The organism is Microbacterium sp. 22195 (assembly GCF_052056515.1).
Lineage (GTDB): Bacteria > Actinomycetota > Actinomycetes > Actinomycetales > Microbacteriaceae > Microbacterium.
Genome location: NZ_JBQEPE010000001.1, coordinates 119053 through 133774 on the forward strand (window position 1 = coordinate 119053; position 14722 = coordinate 133774).

Consider the following 14722-nt stretch of genomic DNA (forward strand, 5'->3'; position numbering starts at 1 on the left):
GGGGGAGTCGCGGTGTTACTCGCCGTCCTCCGACTTCTTCTTGCGCGGCGCAGGATCCTTGGCGATCACGGAGCTCGGCGTGTTCGGCGTCTCGCCGATCGTCTTGTCCGGGGCCTCGATCTGGCTCTCGTCGGTCACACCCGCACGGGTGTGCGCACCGGCGATCTCCTCGGCCTCGATCTCGGCGTCGTGCGCGAGAGCGTGCTGCTGGTGCGCGTCGGCCTCCTCGATCTGAGCCTGGGTGAGCGGCTGCAGGCGGTCCTCGTAGAACCAGCGCGACAGGGAGGAACGCAGGTTCTCGTGCCACGGGATGCGACCCTTGGCGTTGGGGCGCACGACGAGCGGCTGGTAGGTCTCGTAGTCCACGAGCTTCCAGCGGTCGTACACGTCCACCGGCTGGTGCACCTCGATGAACTCACCGCCGGGAAGACGGACGATACGGCCCGACTCGTACCCGTGCAGGACGATCTCGCGGTCCTTCTTCTGCAGCGCGATGCAGATGCGCTTGGTGATGAAGTACCCGAGCACCGGGCCGACGATCAGCAGCGCCTGGAGCGTGTGGATCACGCCCTCCATGGTCAGCATGAAGTGCGTCGCCATCAGGTCGGACGAGGCCGCGGCCCACAGGACCGAGTAGAAGATCATGCCTGCGACGCCGATCGCGGTGCGGGTGGCGGCGTTGCGCGGGCGGTCGGCGATGTGGTGCTCGCGCTTGTCGCCGGTGACCCACATCTCGATGAAGGGGTAGATGGCGACGACCACGATGAACAGACCCAGCACAGCGACCGGGATCAGGATGCCCAGCGAGAGCGTGAAGTCGCCCAGCGGCACGTCCAGGTGCGGGGGAGCCAGACGCAGAGCACCGTCGGCGAAGCCGATGTACCAGTCGGGCTGGGTGCCGGCGGAGACCGGCGACGGGTCGTACGGGCCGTAGTTCCAGATCGGGTTGATCTGGAAGAACGTCGCGATCAGCACGATCGTGCCGAAGACGATGAACAGGAAGCCGCCCATCTTCGACATGTACACCGGCATCATCGGGTAGCCCACGACGTTGTCGTTCGAGCGGCCCGGGCCGGCGAACTGGGTGTGCTTGTTGATGACCATCAGCATCAGGTGCAGCGCCACGAAGGCGATGACCAGCAGCGGCAGCAGCAGGATGTGCAGCGTGTACAGGCGGCCGACGATGTCACTGCCGGGGAACTCGCCGCCGAAGATCAGGAACGAGGTCCAGGTGCCGATCAGCGGGATGCCCTTGATCATGCCGTCGATGATGCGCAGACCATTGCCCGAGAGCAGGTCGTCGGGGAGCGAGTAGCCGGTGAAGCCCTCGGCCATGGCCAGGACGAACAGCACGAAGCCGATCACCCAGTTGAGCTCGCGCGGCTTGCGGAACGCGCCCGTGAAGAACACGCGCAGCATGTGGATGCCGATGCCCGCCACGAAGACCAGAGCGGCCCAGTGGTGGATCTGGCGGACCAGCAGGCCGCCGCGCAGGTCGAACGAGATGTGCAGGGTCGACTCGAGGGCCGCCGACATCTCGATGCCGCGCATCGGCTCGTAGGCGCCCGTGTAGTGCGTGGGCACCATCGACGCCTGGAAGAAGAACGTCAGGAACGTCCCCGAGAGGAAGACGACGACGAAGCTCCACAGCGCGATCTCGCCGAGCATGAACGACCAGTGGTCGGGGAAGATCTTGCGACCGAGCTCCTTGACGAAGCCCGACAGGCTGGTGCGCTCATCGAGGTAGTTGGCTGTGCCGGCGAGGAAGCGACCGCCAAGGGGCTTGTCCCGCGACTCGGCGGGCTTGGTGTCCTCGTGAAGAGTTGCGGTGCTCAATGACGCTCCCAGAAGCTCGGGCCGACAGGTTCGTGGAAATCGCTCTGCGCGATGAGGTAGCCCTCATCGTCGACGGCGATCGGCAGCTGAGGCAGCGGACGCGACGCCGGGCCGAAGATGACCTTGGCGTGGTCGGTGACGTCGAACTGCGACTGGTGGCAGGGGCACAGCAGGTGGTGCGTCTGCTGCTCGTACAGTGCCACAGGGCATCCGACGTGCGTGCAGACCTTGGAGTACGCGACGATGCCGTCGTACGACCAGGACTTGCGCTCCTCGGATTCGATGAGCTGCTCGGGGCGAAGACGCATGAGGAGGACGATGGCTTTCGCCTTCTCCTCGAGCAGGCCGCCCTCGTGACCCAGCTCGTTGAGCCCCTCGGGGATGACGTGCACGGCCGAGCCGATGGTGATGTCCGCAGCGCGGATCGGGGTGCCGGCGGGGTCGTGGACCAGCCGGGTGCCCTTCTTCCACATGGTGTGCTTCAGCAGCGCCACCGGGTCTCCGGCGATCGGGTCCTCTTCGGTGTTGAACGGCGCGAGGCCGCGGAACAGCGTGACACCGGGGACGATCGAGGCGACCACAGCGGCGATCAGGGAGTTGCGGATCATCACGCGACGTCCGAAGCCGGACTCCTCGTTGGCGTCGGCGAACGCCTGCACGGCCGCCTCGCGAGTCGAGTCACGACCGCGGGTGGGGTGACGGTGCTCGACGAACTCCTTGTCGCTCATCAGCGACTTCGACCAGTGGATCGCGCCGATGCCGATGCTCAGCAGCGCCAGGGCGATGCCGAGACCGATGAACATGTTGTTGTAGCGCACGTCGATGAGCGCGCCGGACTCGATCGGGAACAGCATGTACGCGGCGACCGCCCAGATGCTGCCCGCCAGGGACAGGTAGAACAGCGTGTAGACGGTGCGAGCCGCGGTGCGCTCGATCTTCGGGTCCTTGTCCGTCATGCGCTGACGGTGCGGCGGCAGCCCCGGGTTCACTGCGGGGTCGCTGACTGCGACGCCCAGCCCCGGTGAGGGCTGGTAGGCCCTGTCCAGAGCCTGCGTGTCGTCGTCGTGTGCCATGGTGCTCCTCGTACGTGATTCGTCGATGAAAGTGCGTCAGTTGGACTTCGCCGTGATCCACACGGTGAGGGCGACGAGTGCGCCGATGCCGAAGATCCAGATGAACAGGCCCTCGGAGACGGGGCCGAGCGAGCCGAGCGTGAAGCCGCCGACCTGGACCTCGTTCTGCTGGAAGACGAGCGCGGCGATGATGTCGCGCTTGTCCTGGGTGCTCAGGTTCATGTCACCGAACACCGGCATGTTCTGCGGGCCCGTGACCATGGCGGCGTACATGTGCAGCGCGCTGGTCGAGGTCAGTGCCGGGGCGTACTTGCCCTCGGTGAGGGCGCCACCGGCTGCGGCGACGTTGTGGCACATCGCGCAGTTGACGCGGAAGAGCTCGGCGCCCTTGGCGAGGCTGACCTCGTCGGAGGAGTCGTCGGGGTTGGGCTTGCCCTCGGTGACCCAGCTGTCCGGGTAGGTGGGGCCGGGGGCGACGGACTGCACGTACGCGGCCACCGCGCGGATCTGCGCCTCGGTGAACTGCGGGTGCTTCTGCGGAGCCTGCGGTCCCTGCATCTGCAGCGGCATCCGGCCGGTGGACATCTGGAACTCGACGGCGAGCTCGCCCACGCCGACCAGGCTGGGGCCCTCCTTGGTTCCCTGCAGGTCCATGCCGTGGCAGGTCGCGCAGTTCGCCGTGAAGAGCTTCTGTCCGTCGGCCGCGGTCAGCTCCGTGGTGACGCTGGTCTGGGCATCCGTGGGCGATGCCATCGCGGCGGATGCGCCGGCGTACACGCCGCCCGTGAGCAGCAGACCGGCGCCGATGAGCGCGGCGGCTGCGAAGGGGCTGCGACGACCGCGCGAGCGGTGCTTCTTCTCTCGTGCCATTTCGAAAATCGCTCCGCTCTTACTTCAGGAAATAGATGACGAAGAACAGGACCACCCAGACGACGTCGACGAAGTGCCAGTAGTACGACACGACGATCGAGGAGGTCGCCTCCTTGTGGCGGAAGTTCTTCACCGCGTACGCGCGGCCGATCACGAGCACGAAGGCGATGAGACCGCCGGTGACGTGCAGGGCGTGGAAACCGGTCGTGAGGTAGAACGCGGAGGCGTACGAGTCGGCCTGGATCGGCATGCCCTCGGCGACGAGGGTGGCGTACTCCCAGACCTGGCCGCTCACGAAGATCGCGCCGAGGATGAAGGTGAGCCAGAACCACTCGACCATGCCCCAGCCGAAGAGGCGGCGGCGGCCGGCGGCGTTCACCTTGCCCTTGGCGACGTGGTAGGGCTGCAGGTCCTCCGCGGCGAACACGCCCATCTGGCAGGTGAACGACGAGATCACCAGGATGATCGTGTTCACGAGCGCGTACGGGACGTTGAGCTCCTCGGTGCGATGAGCCCAGAGCTCGGGCGAGGTGCTGCGCAGGGTGAAGTAGATCGCGAAGAGTCCCGCGAAGAACATCACCTCGCTGCCGAGCCAAACGATGGTGCCGACAGCGACCGGGTTGGGCCGCTTGATGGTTCTTGCCGCCGGGGCATGCGTCGCTGAGGTGGTCACGATCCCATTATGGCTGATTCGGCCCGACGATTCTTGCACCGCCATCGCCCGTTTCCCTGTTCGGAGCCTCTGGGCGACCTTCGAAGAGCCTGCGAATGTGCCTGGTCGCCGATGATTCCCGCAGGTCGCGGCGGAAGTCGCGACGCGTCATCTCGAATCGGCATCTCTTCGTGCCCGATTATGATCGCAGACATGCCTGACTCCCTGACCTGGCCCGATCTGCTCACCACGCTGCTCGAGAGGCGCGATCTGAGCGTCTGGGAGTCCACCTGGGCGATGCGTCAGGTCATGCAGGGCAAGGTCAGTCAGGCGCAGCTCGCCGGATTCCTGGTGGCGCTCCGCGCCAAGGGGGAGACGGTCGACGAGGTCGTGGGATTCCGCGACGCGATCCTCGAGGCGGCCGTTCCGCTCCCGGTCTCCTCCGACGTGCTGGACATCGTCGGCACGGGCGGCGACAGGGTCGGCACCGTGAACGTGTCGACGACCGCCGCCGTGATCATCGGCGCGACCGGCGTCCCGGTCGTCAAGCACGGCAACCGCGCCGCCAGCTCGTCATCCGGGTCCTCGGATGTGCTCGCCGCGCTCGGGCTGAACATCTCGCTCGACCCGGAGCAGGTCGCCTCCGTGCTCGACCGCACCGGCATCACCTTCGCGTGGGCCGCGGCGTTCCACCCCGGCTTCAAGCACGCCGGCGCGGTGCGCGCCGAACTGGCCGTGCCGACCGTCTTCAACGTGCTCGGGCCGCTGTGCAACCCCGCCCGCGCCGAGGCCAACGCGGTTGGTGTCGCCAAGCTCAACCTCGTCCCCCTGATCACGGGCGTGTTCCGCACCCGCGGTGCCACAGCACTCGTGTTCCGCGGCGATGACGGACTGGACGAGCTCACCACCACCGGCCACAGCAGGATCTGGGAGGTGGCGCGCGGGGACATCCACGAGCACGACCTGGACCCGCGCGATCTCGGCATCCCGCTGGCCGACCTGTCCGACCTGGTCGGCGGCGCTCCCGAGCACAACGCCCGGATCCTGCGGCGCACGCTCGAGGGCGAGAAGGGCGCCGTGCGCGACATCGTGCTGCTCAACGCGGCCGCGGGCATCGTCGCCTACGAGCTCTCCCACGACGCAGCGCTCACGCAGCAGCCGATCGTCGAGCGGCTGCGGGACGCCTACGCCCGCGCCGCCGAGGCCGTCGACGACGGCCGCGCGGCAGCCAAGCTGGAGACCTGGATCCAGGCCACCCGGGAGACCGCGCCCGCCTGACCGGGCGCAGCAGCATGGACGCCGTCGACGCTCTTCTCCAGATCGCCACGCTGCTGGAGCGCGAGCGCGCCTCGCGCTACCGCGCCAAGGCGTTCAGGCAGGCCGCGGCGGTGCTGGAGTCCCTGCCCGAGGACGTCGTGCACGATCCCGCGCGGCTGCGGGCGCAGAAGGGCATCGGCGATTCCACCTTCGAGGTGATCCGGCAGGCGCAGGAGGGACGCGTGCCCGACTACCTGTCCGAGCTCCGCGGCGAGGTCGAGCCCGAGCAGGTCTCCGCGCTGCGCTCCCGGCTGCGAGGGGACCTGCACAGTCACACCGACTGGTCGGACGGCACCACGCCCATCGAGACCATGGTCGCCGCCGCGCGGGCGCTCGGTCACGAGTACCTCGCGATCACCGACCACTCGCCGCGTCTGCGCGTGGCCAGGGGCCTGTCCGCCGAGCGGCTGCGCGAGCAGATCCCGCTGGTGCGCGCTCAGTCGGGTGCGGGGCTGACGGTGCTCGCGGGCATCGAGGTGGACATCCTCGAGGACGGCGGCCTGGATCAGTCGCCGGAGCTGCTGGACCAGCTGGACGTCGTGGTCGCCTCCGTGCACTCCAAGCTGAGGATGGAGGCTGCTCCCATGACGCGGCGGATGATCGCCGCGGTGTCCGATCCGCGAGTGAACGTGCTCGGTCACTGCACGGGGCGCCTGGTGCAGGGCGAGCGCGGCACCAGGCCGGCATCCGACTTCGACGCGCGGGCCGTGTTCGCGGCGTGCGCGGAGAACGGCGTGGCGGTGGAGATCAACTCCCGTCCGGAACGGCAGGACCCGCCGGACGAGCTGATCGCGATCGCGCTGCAGGAGGGATGCCTGTTCTCGATCGACTCGGATGCGCACGCACCCGGTCAGCTCTCGCTGCTCGACCACGGCGCCGCGCGGGCGGAGTCGGCGGGCGTTCCCGCCGAGCGCATCGTCACGACCTGGGGACTGGAGCGGCTGCGCGCCTGGACCGGATGACGCCGACTCGCCGGCGCCGGCCGGCGAGTCAGCGCGCCAGCGCCGCCAGAGCCCGGGTCATCGACGTCCCGAGGTTCCACTTCTCGGCCAGGGCGGCCGCGGCATCCGCCTCCGAAGGATCCAGCGCACGCAGCGGTGCGCCCGGTGCGACCACGTCGAGATCGCGCACGACCTCCACGACGGTCGGTGCGACGTCGAGATAGTCGGATGCAGCGGCGAAGCGCGCCGACGCGGCCGCGCTGAGCAGGCCGCCCTCGGCGGCCTCGCGAATGCCCCGCAGATCGCCGTGCGCCTGCAGCAGCGTGGCGGCGGACTTCTCGCCCACGCCCTTCACGCCCGGCAGCCCGTCGGAGGCGTCGCCGCGCATGGTGGCGAAGTCCGCGTACTGCGAGGGGAGCACCCCGTACTTGGCCACGACGACGGCATCCGTCACGATCTCGAGATTGCTCATCCCCCTGGCCGTGTAGATCACTCGCACGTCACGGGCGTCGTCGACGAGCTGGAACAGGTCGCGGTCGCCGGTGACGATGTCCACCGGGATGGCCGACCGGGTCGCGAGCGTGCCGATCACGTCGTCGGCCTCGTGCTCGGCCGCACCGATGATCGGGATGCCGATCGCCGCGAGCGTCTCGCGGATCAGCGGGACCTGCTGCAGCAGGGGATCGGGCACCTCCTCGACGTCGGGACCGGCCGGCACCTCCTCGACCACGCGGTGCGCCTTGTAGCTCGGGATGAGGTCGACGCGCCATTGCGGCCGCCAGTCGTCGTCCCAGCACGCGATCACCTGGGCGGGCTCGTAGAGCGTCACCAGCTTGGCGACGATGTCGAGCAGGCCGCGCACGGCGTTCACCGATGTGCCGTCGGGCGCCTTCACCTTGTCGGGCACCCCGTAGAAGGCGCGGAAGTAGAGGCTGGCGGTGTCGAGCAGCATGAGGCGATCGGTCACGGGACCAGCCTAGAGGCCGGCTCCGACAGGGGGAGCGGGACGGGGCCCGCATCTGATAACCTGGAGTGTCACTCGTGGCGAGCATCCGCGTGCCCTCGTGACACCGCAATCCCACATCCATTCGCTTCGGCACCATACTGGCACGTCGCCGGTGCCCGAGGCCTGACTCTCCATTCACAAGGACAACCCACTACATGACTAGCGCAACGACCGCCCCGGCCACCAAGCAGGTCGCGATCAACGACATCGGATCTGCCGAGGACTTCCTGGCCGCGGTCGAGAAGACCCTGAAGTTCTTCAACGACGGCGACATCATCGAGGGCACGATCGTCAAGATCGACCGCGATGAGGTTCTGCTCGACGTCGGCTACAAGACCGAGGGTGTCATCCCCTCGCGTGAGCTCTCCATCAAGCACGACGTCGACCCCAACGAGGTCGTCGCCGTCGGCGACAAGGTCGAGGCCCTCGTTCTCCAGAAGGAGGACAAGGAAGGCCGTCTGATCCTCTCCAAGAAGCGCGCGCAGTACGAGCGCGCCTGGGGCGATGTCGAGAAGATCAAGGAGAACGACGGCGTCGTCACCGGCACCGTCATCGAGGTCGTCAAGGGCGGCCTCATCGTCGACATCGGACTGCGCGGCTTCCTGCCGGCGTCGCTGATCGAGCTGCGTCGCGTCCGCGACCTCACCCCGTACCTCGGCCAGGAGCTCGAGGCGAAGATCCTCGAGCTCGACAAGAACCGCAACAACGTGGTCCTGAGCCGTCGCGCGCTGCTGGAGCAGACGCAGTCGGAGTCGCGCACCACGTTCCTGAACAACCTGCACAAGGGTCAGGTCCGCAAGGGTGTCGTGTCCTCGATCGTCAACTTCGGTGCGTTCGTCGACCTGGGCGGCGTGGACGGCCTCGTGCACGTCTCCGAGCTGTCCTGGAAGCACATCGAGCACGCCTCCGAGGTCGTCGAGGTGGGCCAGGAGGTCACCGTCGAGATCCTCGAGGTGGACCTGGACCGCGAGCGCGTCTCCCTGTCGCTGAAGGCGACGCAGGAGGACCCGTGGCAGGTCTTCGCCCGCACCCACGCGATCGGCCAGATCGCACCGGGCAAGGTCACCAAGCTCGTCCCGTTCGGCGCCTTCGTGCGCGTCGCGGACGGCATCGAGGGCCTCGTGCACATCTCCGAGCTCTCCAGCAAGCACGTCGAGCTGGCCGAGCAGGTCGTGTCGGTGGGCGAAGAGGTCTTCGTCAAGGTCATCGACATCGACCTCGAGCGTCGCCGCATCTCGCTGTCGCTGAAGCAGGCCAACGAGTCCGTCGACCCGCACGGCACCGAGTTCGACCCGGCGCTGTACGGCATGCTCGCCGAGTACGACGAGAACGGCGAGTACAAGTACCCGGAGGGCTTCGACGCCGAGACCGGTGCCTGGAAGGACGGCTTCGACGCCCAGCGCGAGGCTTGGGAGCAGGAGTACGCGGCTGCCCAGGCTCGCTGGGAGGCGCACAAGGCTCAGGTCCTCAAGGCCGCCGAGGCCGAGGCCGCCGCAGGCGACGACTTCGGTGCGGCTCAGTCGTTCTCGAGCGACTCCGCCGGTGCCGGCACCCTCGCCGACGACGAGGCTCTCGCGGCTCTGCGCGAGAAGCTCTCGGGTGGCAACGCCTGATAGTCCCTTCAACGGAACGGGCCGTCACCTCGCCTTCGGGCGGGTGGCGGCCCGTTCCGCGTCTGCGGCGGGGGTCCGAGGGCATGACAGGATAAGAGGATGCCTCTCATCGCGCTCACCGGCGGCATCGCATCGGGGAAGTCGACCATCGCAGCCCGGCTCGCCGAGCACGGCGCCGTCGTCGTGGACGCGGATCGCATCGTCCGCGATGTTCAGGCACCGGGATCGCCGGTGCTGGACGAGCTGGCGGCGGCATTCGGCGATGACGTGATCGCCGCGGACGGGTCTCTGGATCGTGCCGCGCTGGGCGCGAGGGTCTTCGGCGACCGTGCGCAGCTCGACCGGCTCAACGCCATCGTGCATCCCGCCGTCCGAGACGAGTCCGCGCGGCGGTTCGCAGCCGCCTTCGCGGCGGACCCCGACGCGGTGGTCGTCTACGACGTGCCGCTCCTGGTCGAGGCCCGTGCGGACGACCCCTGGGACCTGATCGTGGTGGCGGACGCTCCGGGCGACCTGCGTGCACGCAGACTCGTCGAGCTGCGGGGCCTGACCGAGGACGAGGCGCGGGCGCGACTGGCGTCCCAGGTCTCGGACGCCGACCGACGGGCCATCGCCGATGTCGTGATCGACACCTCGGTCTCGCTGGAGCGCACCCGCACGCAGACCGACGCGCTGTGGGAGCGGGTCCGGCCGCGGTGACGTTCACGGGCCACGCCCCGGGGACGCGCGAGTACCGGCGGCTGATCGCCGGACTGTTCTTCGCGGGCGTCGCGACGTTCGCGCAGCTGTACGCGCCGCAGGCCGTGCTCCCGCAGCTCTCGAGCGCGCTCGGGATCACGCCGGCGACCGCCGCGGTGACGGTGTCGGCCGGCACGCTGGGGATCGCGGTGGCGGTGATCCCGTGGTCGCTCGTCGCGGATCGCGTGGGGCGGGTTCCGGCGATGACCGTCGGCGTCGTCATCGCCACGGCGGTGGGCCTGATCGCGCCGCTCAGCGGCGATGTCGCCGTGCTGCTCGGCCTGCGCCTGGTCGAGGGGATCGCGCTCGGCGCCGTGCCCGCGGTGGCGCTGGCCTACCTCAGCGAGGAGGTCGACGCGCGACATGTCGCGACCGCAGCCGGCAGCTACATCGCGGGCACGACCGTCGGCGGACTCGCCGGGCGCATCGTGTCCGGGCTGGTCGGGGAATCGCTCGACTGGCGGGGAGGCGTGTGGGCCGCGGTGGGGATGTGCGCGGCATCCGCCGTCCTGTTCGTGTGGCTGACGCCGCGCGCACGGGGCTTCGTCCCAGGACGCGGTCATTCCGGCCGCGGACGGGCGGGGGAGCGCCTGCGGGCGGCGCTGACCTCGGCGCCGCTGTGGGCGCTGTACGCTCAGGGCTTCCTGCTGATGGGCGCGTTCGTCGCGGTGTACAACTACCTCGGCTTCCATCTGTCGGCACCGCCGTTCGCTCTGCCGACGTGGCTGGTGACGCTGCTGTTCCTCGCGTATCTGGCCGGCACCGCCTCCTCGCCCTGGGCCGGGCTGCTGGCATCCCGCAACGGCAGGCTCCCGGTGCTGCTCTGCTCCATCGCGGTGATGGCGATCGGCACGGCGCTCATGGCGCTGCCGTGGACGGCGGCGGTGCTCGCCGGGCTGGTGCTGTTCACCGCGGGCTTCTTCGGCGCGCACGCCGTGGCCTCGGGCTGGACCCCGGTCGCGGCCGGACCGGATGCCAGGGCGCAGGCCTCCTCGCTCTATTACTTCGCGTACTACGCCGGCTCGAGCGTGTTCGGATGGGGGCTGGGCCTGCTCTTCGGCGGTGCGGGTTGGGATGCGCTGATCATCGCGGTGCTGACGATGTGCGCGCTGGCGGGCGTGGCAGCGGCCCTCGTCCTGCGAGCTCGGCCCAGCACGGTCGGTTCGTAAGCACTGCTTACATACTGGTATCCTGGTGGTGGGGAAGTGACAACACACTGGGGATTCCGCTGTGCGGTATCAACTGCAGTTCTTTCCGGGTGCGCGAAGCAGCGCCCGTGACGCAGGTGCTGACGCCGTGACGCGACGGGCGCTCGTGCGTGCCTTCATGCACATCACGAGAACAGGAAGACCACACATGGAGACCTCCACGTCGCAGATCTCGCGCCGGACCGTCGTCAAGGGGGCGGCCTGGTCCGTTCCCGTCATCGCAGCCGCGGTCGCGGCGCCGATGGCGGTGGCCAGCACCTCGATCAACCCGAACGAGGTTCCCTCGATCGGAAAGCTCGTCGAGTCCTCCGACGGGCTGTTCCCCAATCGGTACGCCGGGTCCGCGCTCCGTCCGGACTGCAACGACAACACCTGGGGGGAGCACTTCACGTTCACGATGGTCATCTCCTACGTCGGCGGGGATCCGGGCTTCTCGATGAAGAACGCGGCGGCCGCGGGGAGCTGGACCCTCGTCGCGGCCTCGGAGAAGTCGGTCACGCTGACGTTCTCCGCCCTGGTGTACTGCAACTCCGGTATCGCCGGAGCCGACGTCAACTTCAACTCTCCCGTCGAAGCGGGCGTGGACACGATCTCCGTGCAGGCGTGGGCGGTGAACGACGCGAACACCAAGCGCTTCGAAGCGCTGGTCAACGCGAGCGGTCAGGCGGTGCTCGGCCCGCGCGCCGTCTGACGCATCCGACTCAGCCGACAGCGGCGGCGCGCTTGCGAGCGCGTCGCCGCTTCGTCATCACCACGGCCGTGATGATCAGGCCGATCAGCAGGACGAGCGCGAGGACGGGCACCACGATCGCGGCCACCGCCAGCAGGAACGAAGCCCCGTCCTCCGCTGTGCTGAGGGCGGGTGCGGCGAGGCCACCGGTCACCGAGTTCGCGGCCACGCGTCCGACGGCCTTGACCACGTGCACGGCGAGGGCGATGCCGACTCCGATCACGATCGGCACCCAGGCGTTGTCCGTGAAGAACGCGGAGGGGTCCTCGACCGCGACCGTCTGCGCGCCCGCCCCCGCTCCGAAGGCGATGCCGCCGGATGCCGGTCGCAGCACGCTCTGCACGATGTCGTTGAGGGAGTCCAGTGCAGGGATCTTGTCGGCGACGATCTCCAGCACGAGCAGGGCGCCGATCACCCACAGCGCGATGTCGCCGCTGAGCCACGACCATCCGGCCGGCAGCTGCACGGCGGGGATCAGGCGGTCCGCAAGACCGAGCAGGAACAGCGGCATCCAGGCGTTGAGGCCGGCGGACGCCGCCAGGCTGGATCCGATCAGGAACTCGATCACGGCTCCACTCTAGGTGGCGGCCGGCGCGGGGGAGGAGCGCGACCGGCCCGAGTGTCGGTGACCCCTCGTAGGCTGGAGAGCATGCAACCCACGCGCAGCGTCCGTCCCTTCGAGGTCGTCAGCGAGTACATGCCCGCAGGTGACCAGCCGCAGGCCATCGCCGAGCTCGCGGCGCGCATCAACGCGGGCGAGACCGACATCGTGCTGCTCGGCGCCACGGGCACCGGCAAGTCCGCGACCACGGCGTGGCTCATCGAGCAGGTGCAGCGGCCCACACTGGTGATGGCGCACAACAAGACGCTGGCCGCGCAGCTGGCCAACGAGTTCCGCGAGCTCATGCCGAACAACGCGGTCGAGTACTTCGTCAGCTACTACGACTACTACCAGCCCGAGGCGTACGTCCCGCAGACGGACACCTTCATCGAGAAGGACTCCTCGGTGAACGCCGAGGTGGAGCGTCTCCGGCACTCCACCACCAACTCACTGCTCAGCCGGCGCGACGTCGTGGTCGTCAGTACCGTCTCCTGCATCTACGGCCTCGGCGCGCCGGAGGAGTACCTCCGCGCCATGGTGGCCCTGCAGGTGGGGGAGCGCTACGACCGCGACGCCCTCATCCGCCAGTTCATCGCCATGCAGTACAACCGCAACGACGTGGACTTCTCACGCGGCAACTTCCGCGTGCGCGGCGACACGATCGAGATCATCCCGGTGTACGAGGAGAGCGCGATCCGGATCGAGCTCTTCGGCGACGAGATCGAGGCGCTGTACTCACTGCATCCACTCACCGGCGAGGTGATCGAGAAGCTCGATGCGGTGCCGATCTTCCCGGCATCGCACTACGTGGCCGGCACCGACGTCGTGCAGCGCGCGATCGGCACGATCGAAGCCGAGCTCGCTGATCGGCTGGCGGAACTGGAGCGGCAGGGCAAGCTGCTCGAGGCGCAGCGGCTGCGCATGCGCACGACGTTCGACCTCGAGATGCTGCAGCAGCTGGGCTTCTGCTCCGGCATCGAGAACTACTCCCGTCATCTCGACGGGCGTGAGGCGGGCGAGCCGCCGCACACGCTGCTCGACTTCTTCCCCGACGACTTCCTGCTGGTGATCGACGAGTCGCACGTGACGGTGCCGCAGATCGGCGCGATGTACGAGGGCGACGCGTCCCGGAAGCGCACGCTGGTCGAGCACGGCTTCCGGCTGCCCAGCGCCATGGACAACCGGCCGCTGCGCTGGGACGAGTTCAAGAACCGCATCGGCCAGACCGTGTACCTCTCCGCGACGCCGGGCAAGTACGAGATGGGCGTCGCCGACGGCGTCGTGGAGCAGATCATCCGCCCGACCGGTCTGATCGACCCGGAGATCATCGTCAAGCCCTCGAAGGGGCAGATCGACGACCTGCTCGAGGAGATCCGCGTCCGGGTCCAGCGGGATGAGCGCGTGCTGGTGACCACGCTCACCAAGAAGATGGCCGAGGAGCTGACGGACTTCCTCGGCGAGCACGGAGTGCGCGTCCGGTACCTGCACTCCGACGTGGACACGCTGCGTCGCGTCGAGCTGCTCACCGAGCTGCGCGCCGGCGTGTACGACGTGCTGGTCGGCATCAACCTGCTGCGCGAGGGTCTCGACCTGCCCGAGGTGTCGCTGGTGGCGATCCTGGATGCCGACAAGGAGGGCTTCCTGCGCTCGGGCACCTCGCTGATCCAGACCATCGGTCGCGCGGCTCGAAACGTGTCCGGCCAGGTGCACATGTACGCCGACAACATGACCGACTCCATGGCCAAGGCGATCGAGGAGACCGAGCGGCGCCGCGAGAAGCAGATCGCCTACAACAAGGCCAACGGCATCGACCCGCAGCCGCTGCGCAAGAGGATCGCCGACATCACCGAGGTGCTGGCGCGCGAGGCCGCCGACACGGCCGACATGCGTGCGGGGCGGAACAAGTCCGGCAAGGGCAAGTCGCCCACACCGAACCTGCGCCGCACGGGGATCGCCGCCGAGGGCGCGACGCAGCTCGAGGACACGATCACCGACCTGTCGGAGCAGATGCTCGCCGCGGCCGCCGAGCTGAAGTTCGAGCTCGCCGCACGCCTGCGCGACGAGGTGCAGGACCTGAAGAAGGAGCTGCGGGCCATGGAGAAGGCCGGACACGCCTGACCTCGATGGCGCTGCCCTG

13 protein-coding genes are annotated in these 14722 nt (G+C 68.7%); 7 read left to right on the forward strand and 6 right to left on the reverse strand.

Annotation, left to right across the window (positions count from 1 at the left end; all coding sequences use genetic code 11):
- Positions 1 to 15: 15 nt before the first annotated feature.
- The 4 genes from qcrB to ctaE are packed head-to-tail and all read right to left on the reverse strand — an operon-like array spanning position 16 to position 4497.
- Complete coding sequence (qcrB, locus tag ACTJJ4_RS00590) at positions 16 to 1836, reverse strand: cytochrome bc1 complex cytochrome b subunit (RefSeq protein ID WP_440941587.1); 1821 nt, start codon at positions 1834 to 1836, stop codon at positions 16 to 18.
- Positions 1833 to 2909 (reverse strand): cytochrome bc1 complex Rieske iron-sulfur subunit, encoded by a 1077-nt coding sequence (gene qcrA / locus ACTJJ4_RS00595; protein WP_440941588.1) that lies wholly within the window; start codon positions 2907 to 2909, stop codon positions 1833 to 1835. Before qcrA ends, qcrB begins: the two co-directional genes overlap by 4 nt.
- Positions 2910 to 2945: 36 nt before the next feature.
- Entirely contained in the window at positions 2946 to 3779 is an 834-nt protein-coding gene (gene qcrC, locus ACTJJ4_RS00600) for a cytochrome bc1 complex diheme cytochrome c subunit (protein ID WP_440941589.1), read from the reverse strand.
- 19 nt (positions 3780 to 3798) lie between these two features.
- Positions 3799 to 4497, reverse strand: a complete 699-nt coding sequence (gene ctaE, locus ACTJJ4_RS00605) for an aa3-type cytochrome oxidase subunit III (protein ID WP_292703652.1) — start codon at positions 4495 to 4497, stop codon at positions 3799 to 3801.
- A 147-nt stretch (positions 4498 to 4644) separates the two neighbouring features.
- On the opposite strand from ctaE, the gene trpD reads away from it, so the two are divergent.
- Both trpD and ACTJJ4_RS00615 read left to right on the forward strand, forming a co-directional pair.
- A complete protein-coding gene (gene trpD / locus ACTJJ4_RS00610; protein WP_292703649.1) occupies positions 4645 to 5709 on the forward strand; it encodes an anthranilate phosphoribosyltransferase in 1065 nt (354 codons plus the stop codon).
- Between the two features lie 14 nt (positions 5710 to 5723).
- The gene (locus tag ACTJJ4_RS00615) at positions 5724 to 6710 is read left to right on the forward strand and encodes a PHP domain-containing protein (protein ID WP_440941590.1); all 987 of its coding nucleotides are present in this window, start codon (positions 5724 to 5726) and stop codon (positions 6708 to 6710) included.
- A gap of 28 nt (positions 6711 to 6738) precedes the next feature.
- Here ACTJJ4_RS00615 and ACTJJ4_RS00620 read toward each other — a convergent pair whose 3' ends face one another.
- Positions 6739 to 7656 carry a 5'-3' exonuclease gene (locus ACTJJ4_RS00620; protein WP_440941591.1) on the reverse strand — a complete coding sequence of 306 codons (918 nt, stop codon included), beginning with the start codon at positions 7654 to 7656 and terminating at the stop codon, positions 6739 to 6741.
- Positions 7657 to 7850: 194 nt separating this feature from the next.
- Between ACTJJ4_RS00620 and rpsA the strand changes: the two genes are divergently transcribed.
- The 4 genes from rpsA to ACTJJ4_RS00640 all read left to right on the forward strand — a co-directional run bounded on the left by rpsA (position 7851) and on the right by ACTJJ4_RS00640 (position 11945).
- The gene (rpsA, locus tag ACTJJ4_RS00625) at positions 7851 to 9308 is read left to right on the forward strand and encodes a 30S ribosomal protein S1 (RefSeq protein WP_285630173.1); all 1458 of its coding nucleotides are present in this window, start codon (positions 7851 to 7853) and stop codon (positions 9306 to 9308) included.
- Positions 9309 to 9407: 99 nt separating this feature from the next.
- Positions 9408 to 10007 (forward strand): dephospho-CoA kinase, encoded by a 600-nt coding sequence (gene coaE / locus ACTJJ4_RS00630; RefSeq protein WP_440941592.1) that lies wholly within the window; start codon positions 9408 to 9410, stop codon positions 10005 to 10007.
- Positions 9983 to 11215 carry an MFS transporter gene (locus ACTJJ4_RS00635; protein WP_440941593.1) on the forward strand — a complete coding sequence of 411 codons (1233 nt, stop codon included), beginning with the start codon at positions 9983 to 9985 and terminating at the stop codon, positions 11213 to 11215. The genes coaE and ACTJJ4_RS00635 overlap by 25 nt, the downstream gene beginning before the upstream one ends.
- Positions 11216 to 11402: 187 nt before the next feature.
- A complete protein-coding gene (locus ACTJJ4_RS00640; protein ID WP_440941594.1) occupies positions 11403 to 11945 on the forward strand; it encodes a hypothetical protein in 543 nt (180 codons plus the stop codon).
- Positions 11946 to 11955: 10 nt separating this feature from the next.
- On the opposite strand, the gene ACTJJ4_RS00645 is transcribed toward ACTJJ4_RS00640, so the two are convergent.
- Complete coding sequence (locus tag ACTJJ4_RS00645) at positions 11956 to 12552, reverse strand: DUF4126 domain-containing protein (RefSeq protein WP_440941595.1); 597 nt, start codon at positions 12550 to 12552, stop codon at positions 11956 to 11958.
- An 81-nt stretch (positions 12553 to 12633) separates the two neighbouring features.
- Here ACTJJ4_RS00645 and uvrB point away from each other — a divergent pair, with 81 nt between their 5' ends.
- On the forward strand, positions 12634 to 14703 hold the full coding sequence (gene uvrB / locus ACTJJ4_RS00650; RefSeq protein WP_440941596.1) for an excinuclease ABC subunit UvrB: 2070 nt from the start codon (positions 12634 to 12636) through the stop codon (positions 14701 to 14703).
- Positions 14704 to 14722: the final 19 nt, after the last annotated feature.

Excerpts from the sequence above, each read along its gene's own strand:
- qcrA (WP_440941588.1), bottom strand. The coding sequence starts at position 2,909 with ATGGCACACGACGACGACACGCAGGCTCTGGACAGGGCCTACCAGCCC.
- qcrC (WP_440941589.1), bottom strand. The coding sequence starts at position 3,779 with ATGGCACGAGAGAAGAAGCACCGCTCGCGCGGTCGTCGCAGCCCCTTC.
- ctaE (WP_292703652.1), bottom strand. The coding sequence starts at position 4,497 with ATGGCGGTGCAAGAATCGTCGGGCCGAATCAGCCATAATGGGATCGTG.
- trpD (WP_292703649.1), top strand. The coding sequence starts at position 4,645 with ATGCCTGACTCCCTGACCTGGCCCGATCTGCTCACCACGCTGCTCGAG.
- ACTJJ4_RS00615 (WP_440941590.1), top strand. The coding sequence starts at position 5,724 with ATGGACGCCGTCGACGCTCTTCTCCAGATCGCCACGCTGCTGGAGCGC.
- rpsA (WP_285630173.1), top strand. The coding sequence starts at position 7,851 with ATGACTAGCGCAACGACCGCCCCGGCCACCAAGCAGGTCGCGATCAAC.
- coaE (WP_440941592.1), top strand. The coding sequence starts at position 9,408 with ATGCCTCTCATCGCGCTCACCGGCGGCATCGCATCGGGGAAGTCGACC.
- ACTJJ4_RS00640 (WP_440941594.1), top strand. The coding sequence starts at position 11,403 with ATGGAGACCTCCACGTCGCAGATCTCGCGCCGGACCGTCGTCAAGGGG.
- uvrB (WP_440941596.1), top strand. The coding sequence starts at position 12,634 with ATGCAACCCACGCGCAGCGTCCGTCCCTTCGAGGTCGTCAGCGAGTAC.